This is a genomic window from Streptomyces sp. P9-2 (genome assembly GCF_051903975.1).
Classification (GTDB): Bacteria; Actinomycetota; Actinomycetes; order Streptomycetales; family Streptomycetaceae; genus Streptomyces; species Streptomyces cellulosae.
Genome location: NZ_CP192633.1, coordinates 5,755,210 through 5,779,132, shown reverse-complemented (window position 1 = coordinate 5,779,132; position 23,923 = coordinate 5,755,210). Strand labels below are relative to the sequence as shown.

The window sequence follows — 23,923 nt, the reverse complement described above, 5'->3', positions numbered from 1 at the left end:
CCATCACTTGGAGCGCTCTTCAGGTCAAGGGGTCACACCGGCCGTACCCCCGAATGGACCGTGTGGGCCGCCAGGACGAAGACGTCCGGACGGTGGTGGACGCTCGCCGGGTCGTCCGGGTCGACGAGCCGGTCCAGGGTGACGCGGTCGTCGGGGTCCAGGTACTCGCCGAGCACCTCCCGGGTGCGGGTGAGGGAGTCGGCGACGTAGGCGCGGGCGCGGTCGGGGACAGGGGCGGGGATGTCGAGGAGGAAGGTGCGCGAGCGGGTGTGGTGCAGGCCGGCCGCGGTGAGCATGGCGGGCCAGTCCTCCACCACCGCCACCGAGCCGGGCAGTTCCTCGCGCATGCGGGTGAACCGGTCCGCCTCCACGGCGTCGATGCGGGCCTGGAGGCCGGGGCGGCCGAAGCCGATGTCGCGGGGCAGGAAGCGGGAGGACAGTCCCCCCTCCATCACGGCCAGGGTGCCGCCGCGCGCGAGCCGTTCGACGCAGGCCGCGAGCGCGGCGCCCTGGTCGCCGAGGTGGTGGATGCTGCGGCTGGCCCACAGCAGGTCGGCCGGGTAGTCCAGCTCGGCCAGCACACCGGGCATGTCGCCGGTCAGGGTGGCGAAGCGGTCGGCGGCGCCGAGACGTTCGGCGCGGGCGCGGGCCCGCTCCAGCAGCGGTTCGGAACCGTCGACGGCCACGATCCGGGCGCCCGGGAAGGTCTCGGCGAACAGCCCCGAGATCACACCGGGTCCGCTGCCGGCGTCCACGATCAGGCCGGGCTCGGTGACCTCCTTGGCCAGCCAGGCCAGGGCGTGCTCGTACAGCGGGGTGAACAGTTCCGCCTGGCTCTCCAGCAGGGGCGCCAGCTCGGCCCAGTCCAGGTGCTCGTGGTCGTGCCCTTGGCCGTGCCGTCCCTGCTCGTGACGGTGGTCGCCGTGGCCGGGTGCGTGGTGGTGGTGCGCCATGGTGGTCAGCCTCTCCGCTCGGATGCGGTCAGCGTGCGACGACGCACCGGGGACGGGCAAACCATGTTGCGGGTACGGCAAAACACCGGTGGTCCGCCGGACCGGGACCGTGGGGGGTCCGGGTCCGGCGGACGCTGGTCAGCCGGTCAGGACACCGGCGGGTAGGCGTTCTTCAGCAGCTCCTGGAACTGGGCGGAGAACCAGTGCCCGGAGACCGGGGCGTTCGCCAGCGCCCCCGACTTGTTGTTGTCGTTGCGCGGGTTGCCCTCGTAGGTAGGGTCGCACATCCGGTCGAAGCCCTTGCCCTCGTCGTTGTCGATCTCCTCGCTCGCACCGTCGGACTCGCCCGGGGGCTTCATCCACACGTAGGCGTCGACACCGGGCTCCGGGGACGCCTGGGGCCGTTCGCCCAGACCGGCTCCGGACTGGTTGCACCAGTTGCCCGTGTTGTACCGGCGGTCGTAGCGGCCGCCGTCGACGTAGGTGTCCACGTCGGTGGTGGCGCCGGGCCCGGTGGGCCGGTTCGCACCGCCCCAGCCGTTGCGGGACGTGTCGATCAGCATGCCGATCCTCGAGTCGAAGCCGAGCGAGACCAGCTTGTCGCGCAGGGCCTGGGCGTACGACAGCTCGTCGACGTAGCGGTTCCAGCTGACCCACTTCGACTCGCGCACGGACTTGCCGCCCACGGTGTCGTTGGCGGAGAAGTGGTCCTCCTTCAGCGCGCTGTAGTTGGCCGTGTTGGCGATGAAGCCGTGCACGTCGGCCACGGTCGCGCCTTCGGCGGTCGCGGCCTGCTTGAACAGCTCGGCGGAGGGGCCGAAGTTGTCGTCCCAGCCCAGCCAGCCGTGGTGGCCCGCGTCGATGTAGTTGTAGACGTTGGGCGCGTCACCCAGCTTGTTCAGTGCGTACCCGACGCCCTTGACGTAGTTGCCGTTGGCCTTCATCGTGTCGCAGTTCTGGGTGGCGGTGGCCCGCGGCGACACGTTGGTGACCAGGTTGGGCAGCGAGTCGATCTCGACCGTGGTGACGATCCGCAGCGAGGCGTACTTCGGGTCGGAGAGGATCTCCGCGATCGGGTCGATGTACTCGGTCTTGTAGCGGTCGATCTCCGTCGGGCCCAGCTCGCCGTTGGAGGCGAGGGCGGCGCAGTCGCGGCCGGGGAGGTTGTAGATGACCACCTGGAAGACGAGCTCGTCGGAGCCCTGCTGGCGCAGCGCCTCGTCGAGGTGATCGCGCAGGCCCATCTTGCCGTTCGCCCCGTCGATGGCGGCGATGCGGTCCATCCACACACCGGTCGGCTGGTCGGCGACGGCGTCGCCGCCCGGCTCGGCGGCGGCGTTCGCGGACCACTCCGGGTTCACGTACACCTTGGCGCCGTCGTACGGGTTGTCCACCCGGTCGCCCTGGGTGGGCGGGTCCGTCGGGTCGGTCGGGTCGGTGCCGCCGTCGTCGACGTTGCAGGTCACGCCGTCGAGGGTGAAGGTGCCGGGCACGGCGTTGGTGCCGCTGTAGCTGCCCTGGAAGCCGAAGGTGGCGGAGCCTCCGCTGGCGAGCGTGGCGTTGTACGACTCGTTGGCCGCCGTGACGTTCGCGCCGGACTGGGTGATCCTGGCGTTCCAGCCGCTGGTCACCCTCTGGTTGCCGGCGTAGGTCCAGTTCACCGCCCACGACGACTTCGCGGCGCCGTGGTTGGTGACCGTCACGGACGCGGTGAAGCCGGTGTCCCACTGGTTCTGCACGGTGTAGTCCACGGTGCAGGGGACGGCGGCCGCGCCGGCGTCGCCGGGGACGGCGGCGATCGCCGACCCGGTGGCGCCGGCGACCAGCGCCATGGCGGCGAGGAGCGCGGTTCTGGTGCGACTCATGGTGCGGGTTTCCTTATCCGTAGGGGGCGTTCCTTGAGGGCGCGCGCAGGCGTTCGCGCGGCCTGGTGCCTTACGGGGTGGGGGATGCCGTCCCGGATCCGCACGGACGGGTCCGTGATGCCGGCCGGACATGTCCGGGCAGCACGACGGCACAGGGATCCCACGGTGACGAGCGCCCCCGCGTCAGGTGCTCCACACGTGCACGGGGGTGGCTAAAAGTACTGAACGCGGAGGGTGGCTCATCGAGCGACTCCTTGCAGCTCGGACGCGTCGTGACCGACGCGTCGACTGATGGAACCGCTCCCACTGGTGCACATGAAGCTAGCGCCAAGTGACGGTGAAGAACAGAGGGTGTGCGGAGTTTGGCGTTTCTCGATGCGTCGAATGTTTTCGATTCGCACCAAGGGTTGACCGGGCACTGCCCCGTCCCCACTATGGGAGCGCTCCCACTGGTTCAAGCCTTGACACGTACGAGTCGCAGGAAGGACCAGCACCATGCATCCCCCACCCCGCAGACGCGGTGGCGTGCGCCGTCTCTTAGCGGTCGCCGTGACCGCTCTCGCACTGCCGCTGACGATGCTGTCGACGGGTACCACCCCCGCCCGGGCGGCGGCCGTCCAGTGCAGCGTGGACTACAGGACGAACGACTGGGGGTCGGGCTTCACCGCCGACCTGACGGTCACCAACCGCGGTTCGGACGTCATCGACGGCTGGACCCTGACGTACGACTACACGGGCAACCAGCGCCTGGTGAACGGCTGGAACGGCAGCTGGTCCCAGTCCGGCTCCACCGTCACCGTGAGGAACGCCGCGCACAACGGCCGGATCGCCGCCGGCGCCGCCGTCACCACCGGCGCCCAGTTCTCCTACAGCGGCACCAACACCGCGCCCTCCTCCTTCTCGGTCAACGGCACCGCCTGCGTGGGCGCCCACCAGCCGCCCATCGCCGTGCTGACCAGCCCGGAGGCCGGATCGGTCTACTCGCAGGGCGAGACCGTGCCGCTCGAGGCCACGGCCGCCGCCGCCGACCAGGCCACCGTCACCAAGGTGGAGTTCTACGACGACACCGAACTGCTCGGCACGGACACCTCCGCGCCGTTCACGCTGTCGGTCGGCGGGCTCGCCGTCGGCGCCCACTCGCTGGTCGCCAAGGCGTACGACAGCCTGGGCGCCTCCGGCTCCTCCACCCCGGTCGGCATCACGGTCGCCTCGGGTCCCGCCGTGGTTGCGAGCCCGTCCCAACTGGGCGTGAAGCAGGGTGAGTCGGGCACGTTCGAGGTGAAGCTGTCCAAGCAGCCGAGCGCCAACGTCACCGTCACGACGGCGCGGGCGAGCGGCAACACGGGGCTGTCGGTGTCCTCCGGCGCGACCCTCACCTTCACACCGTCCAACTGGAGCACCGCGCAGCGCGTGACCGTCGCCGCGGACTCCGCGGGCACCGGCTCGGCGGTCTTCGAGTCCACGGCGGCCGGCCACGCCAAGGCCTCGGTCACCGTGACCCAGCTGGGCGCGACCAAGTCGTACGAGGCCCGCTTCCTCGAGCTGTACGACAAGATCACCGACCCGGCGAACGGCTACTTCTCCCCCGAGGGCATCCCGTACCACTCGGTCGAGACGCTGATCGTCGAGGCGCCCGACCACGGTCACGAGACCACCTCGGAGGCGTACAGCTACCTGCTGTGGCTGCAGGCCATGTACGGCAGGATCAGCGGGGACTGGACACGGTTCAACGACGCCTGGGAGACGATGGAGCAGTACGCCATCCCGACCGCGGCGGACCAGCCGACCACCTCCTTCTACGACCCCTCGAAGCCGGCGACGTACGCGCCCGAGCACGACACCCCGAACGAGTACCCGTCGCAGCTCGACTCGAATGTGTCCGTCGGCCGTGACCCGATCGCGGCCGAGCTGAAGTCGGCGTACGGCACGGACAACGTGTACGGCATGCACTGGATCCAGGACGTGGACAACGTCTACGGCTACGGCAACTCGCCCGGCAAGTGCGAGGCCGGACCGTCCGACACCGGCCCGTCCTACATCAACACCTTCCAGCGCGGCCCGCAGGAGTCGGTGTGGGAGACGGTCACCCAGCCCACCTGTGACGCCTTCAAGTACGGCGGCACCAACGGCTACCTGGACCTGTTCACCAAGGACGCGTCCTACGCCAAGCAGTGGAAGTTCACCAACGCCCCCGACGCCGACGCGCGCGCGGTGCAGGCGGCGTACTGGGCCGACCTGTGGGCGAAGGAGCAGGGCAAGGGCAGTCAGGTCGCCGGGACCGTCGCCAAGGCGGCCAAGATGGGCGACTACCTGCGCTACGCGATGTACGACAAGTACTTCAAGAAGATCGGCAACTGCACCAGCACGTCCTGCCCGGCCGGCACCGGCAAGGACGCCTCGCACTACCTGCTCTCCTGGTACTACGCCTGGGGCGGCGCCACCGACACCTCGGCGGGCTGGTCCTGGCGCATCGGCTCCAGCCACGCGCACGGCGGGTACCAGAACCCGCTCGCCGCGTACGCGCTCGCCAACTACGCGCCGCTGAAGCCGAAGTCGGCGACGGGCGCGGCGGACTGGGCCGAGTCCTACGAGCGGCAGCTGGAGTTCTACCGCTGGCTGCAGTCCGACGAGGGCGCCATCGCGGGCGGCGCCACCAACAGCTGGGCGGGCCGCTACACCACCCCGCCGTCCGGCACGCCGACCTTCTACGGCATGTACTACGACGAGAAGCCGGTGTACCACGACCCGCCGTCGAACCAGTGGTTCGGCTTCCAGGCGTGGTCGCTGGAGCGGGTGGCCGAGGTGTACCAGCAGACGGGCAACGCGCAGGCCAAGGCGGTCCTCGACAAGTGGGTCGACTGGGCGCTGTCCGAGACCACGGTCAACCCGGACGGTTCGTTCCTCTTCCCGTCCACGCTGAAGTGGTCCGGCAAGCCCGACACCTGGAACCCGTCGTCGCCGGGCGCCAACAGCGGGCTGCACGTCGAGGTCGTCGACTACACCAACGACGTCGGTGTGGCCGGCGCCTACGCCAAGATCCTGACGTACTACGCCGCGCGCTCCGGTGACACCGAGGCGGCGGAGACGGCGAAGGCGCTGCTGGACGGCATGTGGGAGAACCACCAGGACGACCTCGGCATCGCCGTCCCGGAGACCCGCGCCGACTACGAGCGCTTCGACGACCCGGTGTACGTCCCGTCCGGCTGGACGGGCGCCATGCCGAACGGCGACCGGATCGACTCCTCGTCGACGTTCGTCTCGATCCGCTCCTTCTACAAGGACGACCCGGCCTGGTCGAAGATCGAGAGCTATCTGAAGGGCGGCGCCGCGCCGGTCTTCACGTACCACCGGTTCTGGGCCCAGGCGGACATCGCCACGGCCATGGGCGCGTACGCGGAGCTTCTCGAATAGTCCCCGCCGACGCTCCGTGTACCGGTCCCGGCACCTGACGCCGGGGCCGGCGGGCCGGGCGGTCCCCTCGCGCACGGGGGGCCGCCCGGTCCTCGCACGCTCCCGTTTCTTCTCCCCCACGAGGAAGGACACCCCCACCGTGCGAAGAACCCGCGTCCTCACGGCCGTGCTCGCCCTGGCGGCCGGACTGCTCGCCGGCGGTCCCCCCGCGCTGGCAGCCGACGCCCCCGGCCCCGCTCCTGCCGCCAACTCCCAGGCCGCCGACACCTACACCTGGCGCAACGCCCGTATCGACGGCGGCGGTTTCGTGCCCGGCATCGTCTTCAACCGCAGCGAGCCTGACCTGGCGTACGCCCGCACCGACATCGGCGGCGCCTACCGCTGGCAGGAGCCGACCAAGAGCTGGACGCCCCTGCTGGACTCGGTCGGCTGGGACGACTGGGGTCACACCGGCGTGGTCAGCATCGCCTCCGACTCCGCCGACCCCGACCGGGTGTACGCGGCGGTCGGCACGTACACCAACGACTGGGACCCCGGGAACGGCGCGGTGATGCGTTCCGCCGACCGGGGCGCGAGCTGGCGGAAGACCGCGCTGCCGTTCAAGCTGGGCGGCAACATGCCGGGGCGGGGCATGGGCGAACGGCTCGCCATCGACCCGCACGACAACGACGTGCTGTACCTGGGCGCGCCCAGCGGCCACGGGCTCTGGCGGTCCACGGACGCCGGCGTCACCTGGTCGGAGGTGACGTCCTTCCCCAACCCGGGCAACTACGCGCAGGATCCGGACGACGAGAGCGGGTACGCCTCGGACACCCAGGGGATCGTCTGGGTGACGTTCGACGAGTCCACGGGCACCGCGGGGTCGCCGACGCGGACCGTGTACGTCGGCGTCGCCGACAAGGAGAACGCCGTGTACCGCTCGACCGACGCGGGCGCGACCTGGGAGCGGCTGGCCGGGCAGCCCACGGGCTACCTCGCGCACAAGGGCGTCCTCGACGCGGAGAGCGGCCACCTCTATCTCGCGTACAGCGACACCGGTGGGCCCTACGACGGAGGCAAGGGGCGGCTGTACCGGTACGCCACGGCGACCGGCGTCTGGACCGACATCAGCCCGGTCGCGGAGGCGGACACCTACTTCGGCTTCAGCGGCCTCACGGTGGACCGGCAGAACCCGGGCACGGTGATGGCGACCGCGTACAGCTCGTGGTGGCCGGACACACAGATCTTCCGCTCCACGGACAGCGGCGCCACCTGGACCCAGGCGTGGCGCTACACCTCCTACCCGGAGCGCGAGAACCGCTACGTCATGGACGTCTCCTCGTCGCCGTGGCTGACCTGGGGCGCCAACCCGTCGCCGCCCGAACAGACGCCGAAGCTGGGGTGGATGACGGAGGCGCTGGAGATCGACCCGTTCGATTCGGACCGCATGATGTACGGCACGGGCGCGACGATCTACGGCACGGAGGAACTGACGAACTGGGACGACGACACGCCGTTCACCATCCGGCCGATGGTACGCGGGCTGGAGGAGACGGCGGTCCTCGACCTGGCCTCTCCCCCGTCGGGCGCCCCGCTGCTCAGTGCGCTCGGCGACATCGGCGGGTTCCGGCACACGGACCTGACGAAGGTGCCGTCGATGATGTTCACCCAGCCGAACTTCACCTCCACGACCAGCCTGGACTTCGCGGAGTCGGACCCGGACACGGTGGTCCGCGTGGGCCACGTCGACTCCGGTCCGCACGTGGCGTTCTCGACGGACAACGGCGCCAACTGGTTCGCGGGGACCGACCCTTCAGGGGTGAGCGGCGGCGGGACGGTCGCCGCGTCGGCGGACGGCGCCCGCTTCGTGTGGAGCCCGGAGGGCGCGGGCGTGCACCACACCACCGGCTTCGGCGCCTCCTGGTCGGCGTCGCAGGGCATCCCCGCGGGGGCGGTCGTGGAGTCGGACCGGGAGGACCCGGACACCTTCTACGGCTTCACGTCCGGGCGCTTCTACGTCAGCAGGGACGGCGGGGCGACCTTCCAGGCGTCACCGGCCGCCGGGCTGCCGGCCGGGGACAGCGTGCGGTTCAAGGCGCTGCCGGGCACGGCGGGCGAGATCTGGCTGGCGGGCGGGGAGCCCGACGGGCCGTACGGGCTGTGGCACTCCACCGACTTCGGGCAGACGTTCACCAAGCTGCCGGGCGTCGAGGAGGCGGACACGGTCGGCTTCGGCAAGGCGGCGCCCGGTGCCTCGTACCAGACGCTGTTCACCGGCGCGCGGATCGACGGGGTACGCGGCATCTACCGTTCCACGGACGCGGGCGCGAGCTGGGTGCGCGTCAACGACGACGCGCATCAGTGGGGTTGGACGGGTGCGGCCATCACCGGTGACCCTCGGGTGTTCGGCCGGGTGTACGTGGCGACGAACGGGCGGGGCGTGATCTACGGGGACCCGGTGGACGGGGGCGGCACGGACCCGGGGCCGTCGAGCTCATGTGAGGTGACGTACCGCGTCACGAGCACATGGGGTGACGGCTTCCAGGCGGACGTCCGCCTGACCAACACGGGCACGACACCGTGGGACGGGTGGTCCCTGACCTGGACCTTCCCTGCAGGCGAACGGATCGCTCAGCTGTGGAACGGCGCCCACACCCAGTCGGGTTCCACCGTGACGGTCCGCAACGCCGACTGGAACCGCACGGTGGCACCGGGAGCCTCGGCGGCCTTCGGCTTCACGGCGAGCGGGGAACCGGCGGACACCGGCCCGAAGGCGTTCGCGTTGGGCGGGAAGGAGTGCGCGACGCGGTGAAGATCGCCGGTGGGGGATGATGGCTCCGCCCCCGCCGGCGACCCCGAAGGAGCCCCGATGCACGGACGGATCATCTTCCTCAACGGCACGTCCAGTTCGGGGAAGTCCAGCATCGCGCGGGAGTTGCTGGACGTGCTGGAGGAGCCGTACTTCCACATGCCCGTGGACGCCTTCCACCGGATGCGGTCGAGCCGCGAGATCGGGGCCGACCGGCTGCCCGACGTGCTGCACCGGACCTGGCGCGGGTACCACCGGGCCGTCGCGGGGATGGCCGCTGCGGGGAACAACGTGGTCGTCGACCATGTGCTGAGCGAGAAGTGGCGGCTGGCCGACTGTCTTGCCCTGTTCGAGCCGCGGGAGGTCGTCCTGGTGGGCGTACGGTGCTCGCTGGAGGAGACCGAGCGGCGTGAGCGGGAGCGCGGGGACCGGCAGGCGGGGCTCGCGGCACGGCAGTACGAGCGGGTGCACGCGCACGGTGAGTACGACGTCGAGTGCGACACCACCGCGACCAGCCCGGCGGACTGCGCCCGCGCCATCGCCGCCTTCCTGTCCCACCGCCCCTCCCCCACCGCCTTCGAGCGGCTTCGCACCACCATGGAGGTGAACGCGTGAGGGGCCGGATCGCACTGATCGGGGGCGGCTTCTCCACCGACGAGGACGGGGTGCTGGACGACTGGGTGCTGGGGCAGGCGCGCGCCCCGCGGCCCACGGTGTGCTTCGTGCCCACGGCCAGTGGGGACGCGCCCGGGTACATCGAGAAGTTCTTCGACGCCTTTCGCGCCAAAGACTGTGAGCCGTCCGTACTTCCCTTGTTCCGGCGGGAGTTGGACGACATCGCCCTGCGTGAGTTCCTGCTCGCGCAGGACGTCGTGTACGTCGGCGGCGGCAACACCGCCAACCTGCTGGCCGTCTGGCGCGTACACGGAGTCGACCGGCTGCTGCGGGAGGCGTACGCCCGCGGGACGCTGCTGTGCGGGATCAGCGCCGGGGCCAACTGCTGGGCCGAGGGGTCGCACACCGACTCCTTCGGCCCGCTGACCCACCTCCCGGACGGGCTCGGGCTGCTGCCCGGGTCGGTGTGCCCGCACTACGACAGCGAGCCCGGGCGCCGGTCCTCCTACCGGGCCGCCGTGGCGCGCGGCGACCTGGCCGACGGGTGGGCGGTGGAGGACGGCGCGGCCGCCCTCTTCACGGACGGGCGGCTCGCCGAGGCGGTGACGCGACTGCCGGAAGCCCGTCTGTACCGGGTGCGGGCGGGCGGGGAGGCGGGGACCGTCGAGGAGGCCGTGGACTGCCGGCTGCTCGGCGGGTGACGCTACGCCGGCCTGCGGAACGCCCTCAGCGTGAAGACCGGGTCCGGGCGGGGGCGGTCCTGGTCGGGGAGGGCCGCCAGACGGGCGGCGAACTCCTCCGTGAGCGGCCCGCCGGGCGGCAGGGTGACGAACCAGCCGCGCCGCAGGTCGTCCACCGTGCGGCGGGGGCTGCGGCCCTGGCCGTGGCCCCGGAAGCGGGCTTCCCCCGCCGGGACCAGTCCGTGCCCGGCCGCCAGCGCCGCGACCGTCTCCGGGTCGTCGGGCACAGGGCTCGGCGGCCGCTCGGCCAGCACGGCGTCGATGTCGCTGCCCACGTTGTGCGACAGCCCCTTGTGCACGGTGGTGACGTACACCCCGCCGGGCCGCAGCACCCGCGCGCACTCGGCGACGACGGCCCGCACGTCGGCGGGGTCGGTCAGCAGATGCAGCAGCCACACGCCGGCCACCGCGTCGAAGCTCGCGTCGCGGAAGGGCAGCCGGCGGCTGTCGGCGCGCACCACGGCGCCCGGGAGCCGGACGGCGGCCCGCAGGGTCATCGACGTGGACAGGTCCACGCCGGTGACCCGCAGTCCGGGGCGGGCGGCGGGAAATCTCCGGGTCACGATGCCGGTGCCGCAGGCCACGTCCAGCAGGCGGCTCGCCTGTCGCGGGACGAGACCCAGGACGGCCTCGGCGGCGGCCGCCGCGCGGGGTTCACCGCCGCGCAGGGCGTCGTAGCGCTCCGCTTCCTCGTCGTAGTCCAGCACGCGCCTCAGTGTGCCCCGTGGGCGGGTGCCAGGTCCTCCACCCTGCGGGCGAGCTCGAGGTCCTTCTCGGTGACGGCGCCGCCCGCGCTGTGCGTGTGCACGGACAGGGACACCGTGTGGTAGCCGAGGGTGAGGTCGGAGTGGTGGTCCAGTTCGTCCTGCACCCGGGCGACGTGGACGACCATGGCGGCGGCGGCGATGTGCGAGTCCAGCCGGTAGGCGCGGGTGAGGCGGTCGCCGTCGAGCGTCCAGCCCGGCAGCTCGGCGAGCCGGGACTCGATCTCCGTCCGGGACAGCGGTTCGACGGGCATGCGCGGTACTCCTTCGCCGGGTCGGCTCTCGTGCCGCGTCCAGGCTGCCACAGAAGCCCCGCCCGTGCCCTGGCCGGAGGCCGCGCGGCTCCCCCGGCCGGCGGTTCCTCGACTACGGTCCCGCCATGACCACTGCCCCCTCCGAGACCACTGCCCCCTCCGAGACCGCTTCCCGCACCGAGGGCGTGGGCCCGCTGCTGCGCGCCTGGAGGCAGCGGCGGCGGGTCAGCCAGCTGGAGCTGGCCCTGCGCGCCGGCTCCTCCGCCCGGCACATCAGCTTCGTCGAGACCGGCCGGTCCCGGCCCAGCGAGGAGATGGTGCTGCGGCTGGCCGAGCACCTGAACGTGCCGATGCGGGAGCGCAACGCGCTGCTGCTCGCGGCCGGTTACGCGCCCCGCTATCCGGAGACCCCGCTGGACGACCCCGCGCTGGAGGTCGTCCGCACCGGCATCGAGCGGCTGATCGGCGGGTTCGAGCCGTATCCGGCGCTGGTGGTGGACGCGGGGTACGACGTGGTGGCGGCCAACCGGGGGGTGCTGGCGCTGTTCGACGGCATCCCCGAGACGCTGCTGACGCCGCCGCTGAACGCGGTGCGGCTCACCCTGCACCCGCGGGGGCTGGCGCCGCGGATCCGGAACCTGCGGGAGTGGCGCGGGCACCTGCTGGAGCAGATGCGGCGGAACATCGCCCTGCGCCGCTCGGACCGGCTGCGCGCGCTGTACGACGAGGTGGCGGCGTACCCCGTGCCGGACACCGCCGGACACCCGGAGGAACCGGCCGAGCCGGTGGCGTACTTCGCGCTGCCGATGGTGGTGGAGCACCGGGGGCGGACTCTGTCGTTCGTGTCGTCCATCGCCACGTTCAACACCCCGATGGACGTGACCGTCGCCGAGCTCGCCGTGGAGACGCTGCTCCCGGCGGACCCGGCGACGGCCGCCTACCTTCAGACCTGGCTGGACTGACGTGCCCTCAGCGCCCTGTGCTGCAGCAGGGTGAGGCCGCCCACGGAGAGCGCCTGGAGCACGACCCACACCGCGCCCGCCGTGGTCGGCGAGAGCCACAACGCGAGCGCGAGGAAACTCGCCGCCGTCCAGGCGAGGTTGGCTTCGACGACCGCCGTCACGCCGGCCGTCGGCGGGTGCGGCCGGGCGGCCAGCAGGCCCACGCCGGCCGCGTACACGGCGAGGAACGCGCCCAGTCCGAGCAGCAGCCCGGAGCCGATCCCGAGGAACCGGCCGAGCGGTCCGGACAGGGCGAGGTAGGCGAGGGCGTTGGCGCCGGTCACCACGGCGTCGAGGGCCAGCAGACGGCGCAGCGGGTCTCCGGTCCGGGCGGGCACGGCGAGCGGGGTCGTGGACATGGGGCGTCATCCTCCGTCGGGAGCGGTGCGGGAGTCGGTGCGTCCACGATCCCCCGGGGCGGCGTACGGGTCGATTACGTCCGGGGTAATGGGGCGGGCGGAGGGGAGACGGGGGCGGTCACCCGCGGCTCGTGAGAGTCTCTGAGGGACATGACAGGATGAGCGCATGCCCGAGCACGTTGGGGAGGCGTGGCGTTGAGTGAGCGGCGGGCCGCACCCACGGTGGGCCAGGTGGTCCTGGGACGGCGGCTGTACGAATTGCGCGAGGCCGCGGGCCTCTCACGGGAGGAGGCGGCCCGCATACTGCGGGTGGCGCCGGCCACCGTCCGCCGGATGGAGACCGCCGAGGTCTCGCTGAAGATCCCGTACGTCCAGATGCTGCTGACCGCCTACGGGGTGCCCGAGCACGAGGCGGACACGTTCGTCACGCTCGCCGAGGACGCCAACCGCCCGGGCTGGTGGCAGCGGTACCACGACGTGCTGCCCGAGTGGTTCAGCCTGTACGTCAGCCTGGAGGGCGCCGCCCGCATCATCCGCTCCTACGAGCCGCACTTCGTCCCCGGGCTGCTCCAGACGGAGGACTACGCGCGCGCCGTGCTGGAGGCCGGCACGATCGGCACGGCGGGCCCGGAGACGGTCGAGCGGCACGTGGCGCTGCGCATGGAGCGGCAGAAGCTGCTGGAGCGCCCGGACCCGCCGCACCTGTGGGTGCTGATGGAGGAGACGGTGCTGCGGCGCCCGGTGAGCGGGGACGGCCGGGTGATGCGCGACCAGCTCGACAAGCTGCTGGAGTTCGCCGCGCGGGACCGGGTCACGCTGCAGATCGCCGAGTTCGCCGACGGGCCGCACCCGGGGACGTACGCGCCGTTCTCGCTGTTCCGGTTCGCCGAGCCGGAACTGCCGGACATGGTGTTCACCGAGTACCTGACCGGCGCGCTGTACCTGGACTCCCGCAAGGAGGTCTCGGTGCACCTGGAGGTGCTCGACCACATGACGGCCGGCGCGGCCTCCGCCCGGCGCACCGAGAAGCTGCTGCGGGAGTGCCGCGAGCGCCTGTGAGGCGCCCGCGGGCTCAGGCCGCTCCGTCCTGGCGGGTTCCGGTGCCCTTGTCGTCGTCGACGATCTCCGCGTCCACGACGTCGTCGTCCTGGGACGCCCCGCCGTCCGCGGCGGATCCGGCCGTTCCGTCCGCGCCGGTGGCCTGCGCGCCGGTCTGGGCGTACATCGCCTGGCCCATGCGCTGGCTGACCGAGGCGACCTTCTCCACGGCGGCGCGCAGCTCGGCCGTGTCGGGCGACTCCTGCTCCAGCAGCCGCCTGACGTCGGCGACCGCCGACTCCACCTCGGACTTGGCCTCGGCGGGCACCTTGTCGCCGTTCTCGGTGAGGAACTTCTCCGTCTGGTAGACGAGTTGCTCGGCCTGGTTGCGGGTCTCGGCCGCCTCCCGGCGCCTGCGGTCCTCCTCCGCGTACTGCTCGGCCTCCCGCATCATGCGGTCGATCTCGTCCTTAGGGAGGGCCGAGCCGCCGGTGACGGTCATCTTCTGTTCCTTGCCGGTGCCCAGGTCCTTCGCGGAGACGTGCATGATGCCGTTGGCGTCGATGTCGAACGTCACCTCGATCTGCGGCACCCCGCGCGGCGCCGGGGGCAGGCCGGTCAGGTCGAACGTGCCGAGCTTCTTGTTGTACGCCGCGATCTCCCGTTCGCCCTGGTAGACCTGGATCTGCACCGACGGCTGGTTGTCGACGGCGGTGGTGAAGATCTCCGAACGCCGGGTGGGGATCGTGGTGTTGCGCTCGATCAGCTTCGTCATGATGCCGCCCTTGGTCTCGATGCCGAGGGACAGCGGGGTGACGTCGAGCAGCAGCACGTCCTTCACGTCGCCGCGGATGACACCGGCCTGGAGGGCGGCGCCGAGGGCCACCACCTCGTCGGGGTTGACGCCCTTGTGCGGCTCCTTGCCGGTGAGTTCGCGGACCAGCTCGGTCACGGCGGGCATCCGGGTGGAACCGCCGACGAGGATGACGTGGTCGATGTCGGACAGCCGCACCCCGGCATCCTCGACCGCCTGGTGGAAGGGCTTCTTGCAGCGTTCGAGCAGGTCCTCGGTGAGCTCCTGGAACTGGGCCCGGGTGAGCTTCTCGTCCAGGTGCAGCGGGCCCTCCGCGGAGGCGGTGATGTAGGGCAGGTTGATCGTGGTCTCGCTGGACGACGACAGTTCGATCTTCGCCTTCTCGGCGGCCTCCCGCAGACGCTGCACGGCCATCCTGTCCTGCGCCAGGTCGATGCCGTACTGGTCCTTGAAGCGCTTGGCGAGCCAGTCCACGATCCGCTGGTCCCAGTCGTCGCCGCCGAGGTGGGTGTCGCCGTTGGTGGCCTTCACCTCGATGACGCCCTCGCCCATCTCGAGGAGCGACACGTCGAAGGTGCCGCCGCCGAGGTCGAAGACCAGGACCGTCTGGTCGTTCTCCTTGTCGAGGCCGTAGGCGAGCGCCGCGGCCGTGGGCTCGTTGATGATGCGCAGCACGTTGAGCCCGGCGATCTCACCGGCCTCCTTGGTGGCCTGCCGCTGGGTGTCGTCGAAGTACGCCGGCACGGTGATGACGGCGTCGGTGACGTCCTCGCCGAGGTAGGCCTCGGCGTCCCGGCGCAGCTTCTGCAGCACACGGGAGGACAGTTCCTGCGCCCGGTAGCGGGTGCCGTCGACGGAGCCCTGCTCGGGGAACCGCCACTGGGCGTCGCCCATGTGCCGTTTGACCGAGCGGGCGGTGCGGTCGACGTTGGTGACGGCCTGCCGCTTGGCGACCTCTCCGACGAGCACCTCGCCGTTCTTGGCGAAGGCCACGACCGAGGGTGTGGTGCGGGCGCCTTCCGCGTTGGCGATGACGGTGGGCTCACCGCCCTCGAGCACGGCGACCACCGAGTTCGTGGTTCCCAGATCGATTCCGACGGCACGTCCCATCGCTCTGCCCCCTTCCGCAAGGGCTCCTCTCCGGTCTTCCACCACTTCCAGCACAAAACTTGAGCGTCCTCTTGTCAAGCGTGCGGGCGGGGGAAGTCAGCGGACGCGTGCGCCGTCCGGGTGGTCGCGGAGCGTCACCGCACGGCGGGGGCGGTCGGTGACCAGGACGTCCACGCGCGGGTCGGCGAGGAAGGCGCGCAGCTCCGCGTCGTCGTTGACCGTCCACACCATCGTGAACAGTCCGCCGCGCGCGGCCTCGCGCAGCACCGTGGCACGGGCCAGCCGCTGGTGCACGGCTACCCCGTGGGCGCCGCAGGCGCGGACGCGGCGCAGCGGCAGCAGTTCGCTCATCCGGGTGCGCACCAGCCGGCGCCTCCCGAGGCCCCGGCCGTCGCGGCCGAGGGAGAGCAGGGTGCGCACGCGGGGGCGGGCGGCCGTGAGGGCGGCGACGGAGCGGTCCTCCAGGGTGGTGGCGACGACCCCGTCCTCCCCCAGCAGGGCGACCGCCCGGTCGAGCAGCTCCCGCTCGTAACCGGTCTCCTTCAGGTCCAGATGGGCGACGAGCTTCCCCGCGATCAGCTCCATCACGTCGTCGACGACCGGCACCGGGTGTCCGGCGCGGGCGTCCAGCTCGGCGCGGGTGAGGGTCGACAGCAGCGGTCCGGTGCCGCCCACCCGGGCGTCGTGGTGGACGACGAGGACGCCGTCGGCGGTGCGCCGTACGTCGAACTCGACGTACTCGGCGCCGGAGGCGAGGGCGTCCTGGTACGCCTCCCAGGTGGCGGGGGCGGCGTGCTCGGCGCCTCCGCGGTGGGCGGAGACGGCGGGGCGTGACGACGTCATGGCGGCGGCTTCCGGTGGCGGAGGCGGCGCAGGCCGCCCCGGCGGCGGGGGCGGCCTGCGGTGGTCCTGCGGGTCGGACGGGTCAGGCGAGCTTCGCCGTCAGGGTGATCTCGGTGCCCTTGAGCGCCTGACTGACCGGGCAGTTCACCTTGGCGTCCTCGGCGGCGGCGACGAAGCCGGCCTCGTCCAGGCCGGGGACCGTGCCCTCGACGGTGAGGTGGATGCCGGTGATGCCCTGGCCCGGCACGAAGGTGACCTCGGCGTTGGTGGTCAGCCGGGTGGGCGGGGTGCCCGCCTTGTCGAGGCCGTTGGACAGGGCCATCGAGAAGCAGCTGGAGTGCGCGGCGGCGATCAGCTCCTCGGGGCTGGTCTTCCCGTTCGCGTCCTCCGCGCGGGAGGCCCAGGTGACCGGCTGCTCGGGGATGGCGCCCGAGGAGTCGAAGGCGACGACCCCGCTGCCCTTGAAGAGGCTGCCTTCCCAAACGGTGTGTGCGGAGCGCGTGGTTGCCATGACGCATCCTTTCCAGAAAAAAGTCCGGCCGGGTGACCGGCGGTGCTCGGTCCGGACGCCCGGATCACCGGGCGCCCTGCCCCATCCGATCACATCACGGCTCAACTCACCCGGAAGACGGGCCCCCTCGGAGTGAAGGGCAGGGCTCCGCCCTGCGGAACGAGGTGGGCGTGCTCGCGCCGCACCCGCAGCACGTCGCACCAGCCGTCGGTGATGACCGGCACCGGCGCGCCGCGCGGGAAGTCGTCGGCGCGCTCCAGCAGGTCGACGCCCGGCTGGAGGACGGTGCCGCCCCGGCCGCGCGGATCTGCGGCACGCCGATCCGGTCCTCGGGTCCGTCACGCGAATCTCCGCTCGCGACGCCCCTGTTGCCGCGTCGGCCCTGTGTCGCCTCGCCCCTGGTGTCGCGTCGGCCCCGGTGTCGCGTCGCCGCGGTCAGGCCGCGCGTTCCCGGTGGTCCGGGAGGGGGCGGGTGTCGGACTCGTCGGCCTCGGTGAGCCAGCGGCGCAGGACGTGGTGGACCTGTTCGGCGCCGGCCAGTTCCGTGCCCTCGGGGACCGGCGCGGACAGCACCAGCGGGGAGAGCAGGAAGGGGCGGGACTGGGCGCCGCCGAGGCCGCCGTGGGAGCCGATCTGCTCCTCGAAGGCGAGCACCTCGCCGTCCGCGGGGTCGTAGAAGGAGTTGACCATGACGTCGGCGGTGTGCGGGAAGGTGTGGGTGCGGCGCACGACGTCGGCGGCGCCGGGGCCGAACGGGGCCAGCGGGCCCGGGTTGTCGTCGAGGTCGTCCAGCGGGATCTCCGCGCCGTACGCGCCGAGCACGACCCCGCCGTGGCGTTCGCTGCGGACCAGCAGGAAGCCGATGCCGGGGTGGTTGGCGAGGGTCGGCAGCAGCGCGGGGTGCCGGGCGTCGATCTCCTCCTTGGTCATGCGGTGCGGCACGTCGGGGAAGGACACCAGGCCCAGGTTGCCGGAGGCGAGCACGACCGGTTCCGAGCCGCGGGAGGGCCGGAAGTGCTGGGCGCCCTCCTCGACCGGCCGGCGCAGCGCGGCGCGGACCGACGCGCGGGCCTCGGCGCCGCTGTGGGTGCGGCGGGCGCGGCGCGGCACGGGCAGCCCGCAGCCGGCCCGCACCAGGTCGCCGAGGGTGAGGCCGTAGCGGGAGCGGAAGGTCTCGCCGGGGCTCTGCCCGTGATCGGACAGCACGACGATCCGGTACGGGCGGGGCGCGTGCTCGGCGACGTTCTCGATCAGGGCGAGCGCGCGGTCGAGGCGGCGCAGCACCTGCTCGGTGTCGCGGCCGGTCGGCCCGGAGTGGTGGGCGACCTCGTCGTAGGCGACCAGGTCCGCGTAGACGGCGCTGCGTCCGGCCAGCAGGTCGCCCGTCACGGCGGCCGTGACGACGTCCCGTTCGACGACGGTCGCGAAGGCGCGCACCAGCGGGTACAGCCCGCCGCGGGAGACGCGCGGGCGCTGGGCGCGCATCCGGGCGCGCACGGACTGGCCGATCTCCCGGCCCACCTCGGCGACGAACGACAGGGCGGTGCGCACGGCGTTGGCCGGGTCGGAGAAGTACGCGAAGTAGCCGGCGCGGGAGCGGGCGGCCGGGCCTCTGCGGCGGGCGGCGATGGACAGCACCAGCGCCTGCTCCTGGGCGCCGCCGCCGAAGAGGTTGCCGCGGCTGGCGCCGTCCTTGGCGAGCAGTCCCGCGTGGCCGGTGCGCTCGATGGCGCGGGCCTGGAGCTCGGCGGCGCTGGTGGGCCGGTTGCACACCATCACCTCGTGGCGTGCCTTCTCGTACCAGCGGAAGGCGGGGACGTCGAAGTTGCTGCCGTGCAGGATGCCGAGCTGACTGGCGCCGGTCTGGCTGGACCAGTCGGTGCGCCAGGGGGTGAGGCGGTGGGTGGGCCGGTCGCCGCCGGTGCCCAGCCAGCGGGCGACGGTGGGCATCAGGCCCTTGTCGAGGGCGGCGAGGAGGACGTCGTGGCCGACGCCGTCGAGCTGGACGAACACCGTGCCGGGGGTGGACGGGCAGGGCGGGTCGGAGCGCCGTCTGCGGTCCGCGAGCCGGTACAGCCGCCGGCGGTAGGCCTCGTCGTCACGGACGGCGAGGGCGCCCCCGGTGGCGGAGGCGACGGCGGACATCACGGCGGCGACCACCACGGCCGTCTCAGGCGCCGCCGAGCCGCGCTCGACGGGGTTGACGCGCAGCGCCACCCACAGCAGGGCGCCGTTGAGGAAGAACACCAGCAGGCCGAGGACGAGCGCCGGCACGAGCAGCAGCAGCCGCACCAGGAGCGGCCAGACCAGGGCGGACAGCAGGCCGAAGGCGCCCGCGCCGAGCGCGGCGGTGACCGCGATGTCGGTGGCGCTGCTGCCGTCGGCCGACCGCAGCCGGAAGTCGGGCAGGATGCCCGCGAGGACCAGCATGGTGAGCGTGGAGACCGCCCACACCGTGACACTCCGCCCGATCTGGCTGGCGACCTTCCGCCATCGCCGGTCACCCACGCCGCGCACACCTCACGTTCCGGTCCCTGACCCGCCTCCACCCTGTCACAACGTCCTGATGAGCCGTTTCGTCCCCCCTTGACGCCCCGCTCTTCGTGCGTCTCAGCGGCCGTCGTAGCCGGCGGTCGGCATGGAGAGCCTGCGGTGCACCCGGGCCTTCATCGCCGCGTCGTACGCCGGCTCCGCGCGGCCCACCGTCTCCACCCGCACCCCGCGCCGCGCGCACTCCGCGGCGAACTCGGCCACGGACGACAGCGCCCGCTCCAGCACCCTCCGGCTGGGCGCCACGAACACGTCGGCGCCGGGGCGCACCCCGTCCCAGAGCAGCGCGTGGTCGGGGCGCAGTCCGCGCACCAGCAGCTCGCGCGCCACCACGTACCCGTGCTCGGCGGCCCAGCGCGCGCACATCGTGTGCTGGCCGCGGGAGTCCACCAGGAACGGATCGGCGTCCAGCTCCTCCAGCGGCGTCAGGCTCGCGATGGTCGTCACCCGCACCGGCGCCATGGCGTCCCCCTCACCTCGGGCTCACCTCGGGTTTTCGCCGACGACCCTACTCCTGCGCGTACGCTTCGGGGAGTCGCGCGAAGGAGGCGAAGAGGTGCCGGTGGAGGTCACGTGGTGGGGGCACGCCACCTGCACGCTGGAGGACTCGCACACGCGCGTCCTCACCGACCCCCTGTTCGCACGCCGGCTGGCGCATCTGCGGCGCAGGCGCGGTCCGGTGCCCCCGCCGGAGGCGCTGCGCGCGGACGCCGCGGTGGTCTCCCATCTGCACGCCGACCACCTCCATCTGCCGTCGCTGGCCCGGCTCGCCCCGGGCACCCGGCTCCTGGTGCCCCGCGGCGCGCTCCGCGCGGTGCCGGGGCTGCGTAAGCTCACCGCGCTCGACATCACGGAGATGGCGCCCGGTGACGTGACGTCCGTGGGCCCGCTCGCAGTGCGGGCGGTGCCCGCGCTGCACGACGGGCGGCGGCTGCCCCTGGGCCGGCGTCACGCGCCCGCCCTCGGCTACGTGGTGGAGGGCGAGGCGCGCACCTATTTCGCCGGGGACACCGGCCTGTTCGAGGACATGCCCAAGGAGGTCGGCCCGGTCGACACCGCGCTGCTGCCGGTGGGCGGCTGGGGACCGTACCTGGGCGACGGGCACCTGGACGCGGGGCGCGCGGCGCGGGCGCTGGCGCTGCTGGGCGCGGCGAGCGCGGTTCCGGTGCACTACGGCACGTACTGGCCGATCGGGATGGACGCCGTGCGCCCCCACGAGTTCCACGCGCCGGGGCACGAGTTCGAGCGCCTGGCCGCGCGGCACGCGCCGGAGGCGGCGGTGCACCGGCTCGACCACGGCGGCAGCGTGAGCCTGGGGGGCGCGCGGTGATGTCCCCCGCCGCCCTCGTGCTGGCGGCCGACGGTCTGGTGCCGCCGGCGGCCGTGGCGCCCGAGTCCACCCAGCAGGCCATCGGGTATCCGTCGCTGTTCCTGCTGGTGCTCATCGGGGCGCTGGTGCCGGTGGTGCCGACCGGCGCGCTGGTCAGCTCGGCGGCCGTGGTGGCCTTCCACCAGACCGCGCCGTTCTCGATGGCGCTGGTGTTCGTGACGGCGTCGCTGGCCGCCTTCCTCGGCGACGTGGCGCTGTACTGGCTGGGGCGGCGCGGGATGACGTCGAAGAACGGGTCGCGCTGGCTGGAGGCGATCCGGGAGCGCGCCCCCGAGGAGCGGCTGGCGCAGGCCCAGGAGAAGCTCGCCGACCACGGGGTGGCGGTGCTGGTGCTGTCCCGCCTGGTGCCGGCCGGACGGCTCCCGGTGATGCTGGCCTGCCTGGTCGCGAAGTGGCCGCTGCGGCGGTTCGTGCGCGGCAACCTGCCGGCCTGCCTGGCCTGGGCGGCCACCTACCAGCTCGTCGGCGTCCTCGGCGGCTCGCTGTTCCCCGAGCCGTGGGAGGGCGTGCTCGCGGCGATCGTGCTGACCGTGCTGATCAGCGTGGCGCCGGGCCTGTGGCGGCGGGTGCGCCGCACGCCCACCGGCTGACACCGGTCAGCCGTACGTCACGCGAGCACCCGCGACCCGCCGATCGGCAGGTCCCACAGCCGGTCACGGGGCAGTCCGGCCGCCTCCCAGGCGGCGCGCACCCGGGCGAGCGGCTCCAGGACCGGCTCCGCGGACAGCACGAACGTGCCCCAGTGCATGGGCGCCATGTGCCGCGCCCCCAGGTCCTGGGCGGCACGCACCGCCTCCTCCGGGTCGCAGTGCACGTCGGCCAGCCACCAGCGCGGGTCGTACGCGCCGATCGGCATCAGCGTCAGGTCGATGCCGGGGTAGCGGCGGCCGATGCGGGAGAACCAGTGGCCGTAACCGGTGTCACCGGCGAAGTGCACCCGGTGACCGTCGGGCGCGGTGAGCACCCAGCCGCCCCACAGCGAGCGGCAGGTGTCCGTGAGGGTGCGCTTGGACCAGTGGTGGGACGGCACGAAGTCGAAGCGGACGCCGTCCAGTTCCGCCGCCTCCCACCAGTCCAGTTCGGTGACCCGGGTGAACCGGCGGCGGTGGAACCAGCGGCCCAGGCCCGCCGGGACGAACATCGGGGTGTCGCGCGGCAGCCGCCGCAGGGTCGGGGCGTCCAGGTGGTCGTAGTGGTTGTGGCTGATGACGACCGCGTCCACGCGGGGCAGCGCCTCCCAGGCCACGCCGACGGGCGTGACGCGCGCGGGCGTGCCGAGGATGCGCCGGGACCACACCGGGTCGGTGAGCACGGTGAGCCCGCCGATCCGCACCACCCAGCTGGCATGGCCCGCCCAGGTCACGGCGAGCGTGCGGGCGTCCACGTCGGGCACCGGGCCCGGCTCGTACGGCAGGTGGGGGATGCCGGCGAGGCCCTCGGGTCCCGGCCGCACCGCGCCCTCGCGGGCGAAGCGGGCGAAGGCCTTGAGGCCGGGCAACGGGGCGGTCAGCCGGTCGTGGAAGGTGCGGGGCCACACCCGGCGCTCGGCGAGCGGACGCGGTTCGGCGAGCGGGGGGTGGGGGCGGCCGTCGTCGCGGTCCGGGGGGCCGGCGTCCGGCGCCGTGGGCGTCGTTCTGGTCGACTCGTGCCGCTGCGTCATCGAGAGGACTCCCATCGCCGAGCGTCGTCGCGGAGATCGTCGAGGACCGATGTCACATGGTTCAACGCGCGTCCCACCCGTGGCAGTTCCGCCGGTTCGTCCGCTTCCAGGCACGCGGCGCGCTCCTCGGGCGTGTCCCCCAGCAGGGGCGCGGTGCACAGCCGTACGCGCGGTGTCTCGAGGTCGTCGCCGAACCGGTGGCCGCCCGCCGCGGGCATGCCCAGCCGGCCGGTGAGGAAGTCCTCCAGTTCCTGGGTGTCGGCGACGCCGTGCGCGGCGAGCGCGGGCGCCAGCGGGGAGAGGTCGACGTACAGGTGCCGGCCGCACTGCGGGGGCCGGGCCAGGGCGCCCGCCGCGACGACGGCCCGGTGCGCGGCGGCGGCCACGCGCGCGTGCGTCCGCACGGACGCGGCGACGCGGGCGGTGACCGGCTCGGGTTCGGACAGCGCGTACCCGGCGGCCGCGGCGACGGGGGCCGCCACGCGCGCGTCGAGGGCGGTGAGCACGTCGAGGACGCGCGCGTGCAGCGCGCCGCCCTTCTCGCCCGCCGGGAAGCGGGCGACGGCGGCGGGCCAGCCGGGCGGGAGGAGGGAGCCGGCGAGGTCGGTGACGACGGTGACCCGGTCGGGCAGCATCTCGGCGGGGCTGAGCAGCACCGTGCCGCGCGGGTCGTGCAGCGTGTCGCGCCAGGTCTCGTCGCTGACCAGGTGCAGGCCCTCCCCGGTGGCGGCCTCCAGCGTCTCGTGCAGCAGCTCGGGCGGGGCGACCGTCGCGGTCGGGTCGTCGGCCACGGACAGCACCAGCAGCCGCGGGTCGCGGCCCTCGGCGCGCATCCGCCGCACGGTCTCGAGGAGCGCGTACGGGTCGGGCACGCCCCCGCTCTCGGGGGGAGTCGGGACGTGGAAGACGGGTCTGCCGAGCAGCCGCGCGTACGGCGCCCACCAGGAGGCGCACGGCCTCGGCACCAGCACGTCGCCGTCGATGGCGGCGGTGAGGGCGGTCAGCAGGGCGGGCGCGCCGGGGGCGAGGGCCGTGCGGCCGGGTGCGGCGGGCAGTCCGCGCCGCTCGCCGTGGCCGCAGGCCGCGTCGATCAGGGCGGGGCCGCCGCCGACCGGTTCGGGTCCGACGCGGGAGGCGGCCGCCGCCAGCACCCCGGCCAGCTCGGGCAGCACCGGCAGCCCGTCCTCGGGGAGCGGCGGCCCGAAGCGGACCGGGCCATGGCCTTCCGGATGCGTCCGCATCGCCACCTCCGCGCAG

At 73.1% G+C, this 23,923-nt stretch carries 20 protein-coding genes and 1 pseudogene; 8 read left to right on the top strand and 13 right to left on the bottom strand.

Annotated features, from left to right (window positions below):
• Positions 1-32: 32 nt before the first annotated feature.
• Both ACQY0Z_RS26250 and ACQY0Z_RS26245 read right to left on the bottom strand, forming a co-directional pair.
• Positions 33-953, bottom strand: coding sequence for a class I SAM-dependent methyltransferase (locus ACQY0Z_RS26250; protein ID WP_439812915.1), 921 nt, complete (start codon positions 951-953; stop codon positions 33-35).
• 146 nt (positions 954-1,099) lie between these two features.
• Positions 1,100-2,818 (bottom strand): glycoside hydrolase family 6 protein, encoded by a 1,719-nt coding sequence (locus ACQY0Z_RS26245; protein ID WP_439812914.1) that lies wholly within the window; start codon positions 2,816-2,818, stop codon positions 1,100-1,102.
• Between the two features lie 495 nt (positions 2,819-3,313).
• On the opposite strand from ACQY0Z_RS26245, the gene ACQY0Z_RS26240 reads away from it, so the two are divergent.
• From ACQY0Z_RS26240 to ACQY0Z_RS26225, 4 genes are all read left to right on the top strand, one after another.
• Positions 3,314-6,229: a glycoside hydrolase family 48 protein gene (locus ACQY0Z_RS26240; RefSeq protein WP_439812913.1), complete on the top strand. Its 2,916-nt coding sequence runs from the start codon at positions 3,314-3,316 to the stop codon at positions 6,227-6,229.
• Positions 6,230-6,368: 139 nt separating this feature from the next.
• Positions 6,369-9,020 (top strand): cellulose binding domain-containing protein, encoded by a 2,652-nt coding sequence (locus tag ACQY0Z_RS26235; RefSeq protein ID WP_254585878.1) that lies wholly within the window; start codon positions 6,369-6,371, stop codon positions 9,018-9,020.
• 57 nt (positions 9,021-9,077) lie between these two features.
• Complete coding sequence (locus tag ACQY0Z_RS26230; RefSeq protein WP_189903672.1) at positions 9,078-9,632, top strand: chloramphenicol phosphotransferase CPT family protein; 555 nt, start codon at positions 9,078-9,080, stop codon at positions 9,630-9,632.
• The gene (locus ACQY0Z_RS26225) at positions 9,629-10,333 is read left to right on the top strand and encodes a peptidase E (protein WP_347224847.1); all 705 of its coding nucleotides are present in this window, start codon (positions 9,629-9,631) and stop codon (positions 10,331-10,333) included. Before ACQY0Z_RS26230 ends, ACQY0Z_RS26225 begins: the two co-directional genes overlap by 4 nt.
• A 2-nt stretch (positions 10,334-10,335) precedes the next feature.
• Here ACQY0Z_RS26225 and ACQY0Z_RS26220 read toward each other — a convergent pair whose 3' ends face one another.
• On the bottom strand, positions 10,336-11,079 hold the full coding sequence (locus ACQY0Z_RS26220; RefSeq protein WP_189903674.1) for a class I SAM-dependent methyltransferase: 744 nt from the start codon (positions 11,077-11,079) through the stop codon (positions 10,336-10,338).
• Positions 11,080-11,084: 5 nt separating this feature from the next.
• A complete protein-coding gene (locus ACQY0Z_RS26215; protein ID WP_086705142.1) occupies positions 11,085-11,390 on the bottom strand; it encodes a 4a-hydroxytetrahydrobiopterin dehydratase in 306 nt (101 codons plus the stop codon).
• A 125-nt stretch (positions 11,391-11,515) separates the two neighbouring features.
• On the opposite strand from ACQY0Z_RS26215, the gene ACQY0Z_RS26210 reads away from it, so the two are divergent.
• Positions 11,516-12,352, top strand: a complete 837-nt coding sequence (locus ACQY0Z_RS26210) for a helix-turn-helix domain-containing protein (protein WP_439812912.1) — start codon at positions 11,516-11,518, stop codon at positions 12,350-12,352.
• Here the strand turns inward: ACQY0Z_RS26210 and ACQY0Z_RS26205 are convergent.
• Positions 12,334-12,750, bottom strand: a complete 417-nt coding sequence (locus ACQY0Z_RS26205; protein ID WP_189903695.1) for a hypothetical protein — start codon at positions 12,748-12,750, stop codon at positions 12,334-12,336. The genes ACQY0Z_RS26210 and ACQY0Z_RS26205 overlap by 19 nt on opposite strands.
• Positions 12,751-12,945: 195 nt before the next feature.
• Here ACQY0Z_RS26205 and ACQY0Z_RS26200 point away from each other — a divergent pair, with 195 nt between their 5' ends.
• On the top strand, positions 12,946-13,809 hold the full coding sequence (locus ACQY0Z_RS26200; protein WP_189903697.1) for a helix-turn-helix domain-containing protein: 864 nt from the start codon (positions 12,946-12,948) through the stop codon (positions 13,807-13,809).
• A gap of 13 nt (positions 13,810-13,822) precedes the next feature.
• Here ACQY0Z_RS26200 and dnaK read toward each other — a convergent pair whose 3' ends face one another.
• The 6 genes and pseudogenes from dnaK to ACQY0Z_RS26170 all read right to left on the bottom strand — a co-directional run bounded on the left by dnaK (position 13,823) and on the right by ACQY0Z_RS26170 (position 20,078).
• Positions 13,823-15,712 (bottom strand): molecular chaperone DnaK, encoded by a 1,890-nt coding sequence (gene dnaK / locus ACQY0Z_RS26195; RefSeq protein ID WP_254585883.1) that lies wholly within the window; start codon positions 15,710-15,712, stop codon positions 13,823-13,825.
• Between the two features lie 96 nt (positions 15,713-15,808).
• Positions 15,809-16,555 carry a glycerophosphodiester phosphodiesterase family protein gene (locus ACQY0Z_RS26190; protein ID WP_254585884.1) on the bottom strand — a complete coding sequence of 249 codons (747 nt, stop codon included), beginning with the start codon at positions 16,553-16,555 and terminating at the stop codon, positions 15,809-15,811.
• Positions 16,556-16,637: 82 nt separating this feature from the next.
• Positions 16,638-17,066, bottom strand: coding sequence for an OsmC family protein (locus ACQY0Z_RS26185; protein ID WP_006130857.1), 429 nt, complete (start codon positions 17,064-17,066; stop codon positions 16,638-16,640).
• A gap of 101 nt (positions 17,067-17,167) precedes the next feature.
• Positions 17,168-17,368: pseudogene (locus ACQY0Z_RS26180) on the bottom strand (DUF2201 family putative metallopeptidase); the annotation flags it as partial.
• Positions 17,369-17,501: 133 nt separating this feature from the next.
• On the bottom strand, positions 17,502-19,583 hold the full coding sequence (locus ACQY0Z_RS26175; RefSeq protein WP_347224850.1) for a phage holin family protein: 2,082 nt from the start codon (positions 19,581-19,583) through the stop codon (positions 17,502-17,504).
• Positions 19,584-19,676: 93 nt separating this feature from the next.
• Positions 19,677-20,078: a hypothetical protein gene (locus ACQY0Z_RS26170; RefSeq protein WP_189902890.1), complete on the bottom strand. Its 402-nt coding sequence runs from the start codon at positions 20,076-20,078 to the stop codon at positions 19,677-19,679.
• Between the two features lie 94 nt (positions 20,079-20,172).
• Between ACQY0Z_RS26170 and ACQY0Z_RS26165 the strand changes: the two genes are divergently transcribed.
• On the top strand, positions 20,173-20,946 hold the full coding sequence (locus ACQY0Z_RS26165) for an MBL fold metallo-hydrolase (protein WP_189902888.1): 774 nt from the start codon (positions 20,173-20,175) through the stop codon (positions 20,944-20,946).
• A complete protein-coding gene (locus ACQY0Z_RS26160) occupies positions 20,946-21,596 on the top strand; it encodes a DedA family protein (RefSeq protein ID WP_254585887.1) in 651 nt (216 codons plus the stop codon). The genes ACQY0Z_RS26165 and ACQY0Z_RS26160 overlap by 1 nt, the downstream gene beginning before the upstream one ends.
• Before the next feature lie 17 nt (positions 21,597-21,613).
• Here ACQY0Z_RS26160 and ACQY0Z_RS26155 read toward each other — a convergent pair whose 3' ends face one another.
• Both ACQY0Z_RS26155 and ACQY0Z_RS26150 read right to left on the bottom strand, forming a co-directional pair.
• Entirely contained in the window at positions 21,614-22,666 is a 1,053-nt protein-coding gene (locus ACQY0Z_RS26155; protein WP_189902884.1) for an MBL fold metallo-hydrolase, read from the bottom strand.
• Positions 22,663-23,907 (bottom strand): aminotransferase class I/II-fold pyridoxal phosphate-dependent enzyme, encoded by a 1,245-nt coding sequence (locus ACQY0Z_RS26150; RefSeq protein ID WP_189902914.1) that lies wholly within the window; start codon positions 23,905-23,907, stop codon positions 22,663-22,665. The genes ACQY0Z_RS26155 and ACQY0Z_RS26150 overlap by 4 nt, the downstream gene beginning before the upstream one ends.
• Positions 23,908-23,923: the final 16 nt, after the last annotated feature.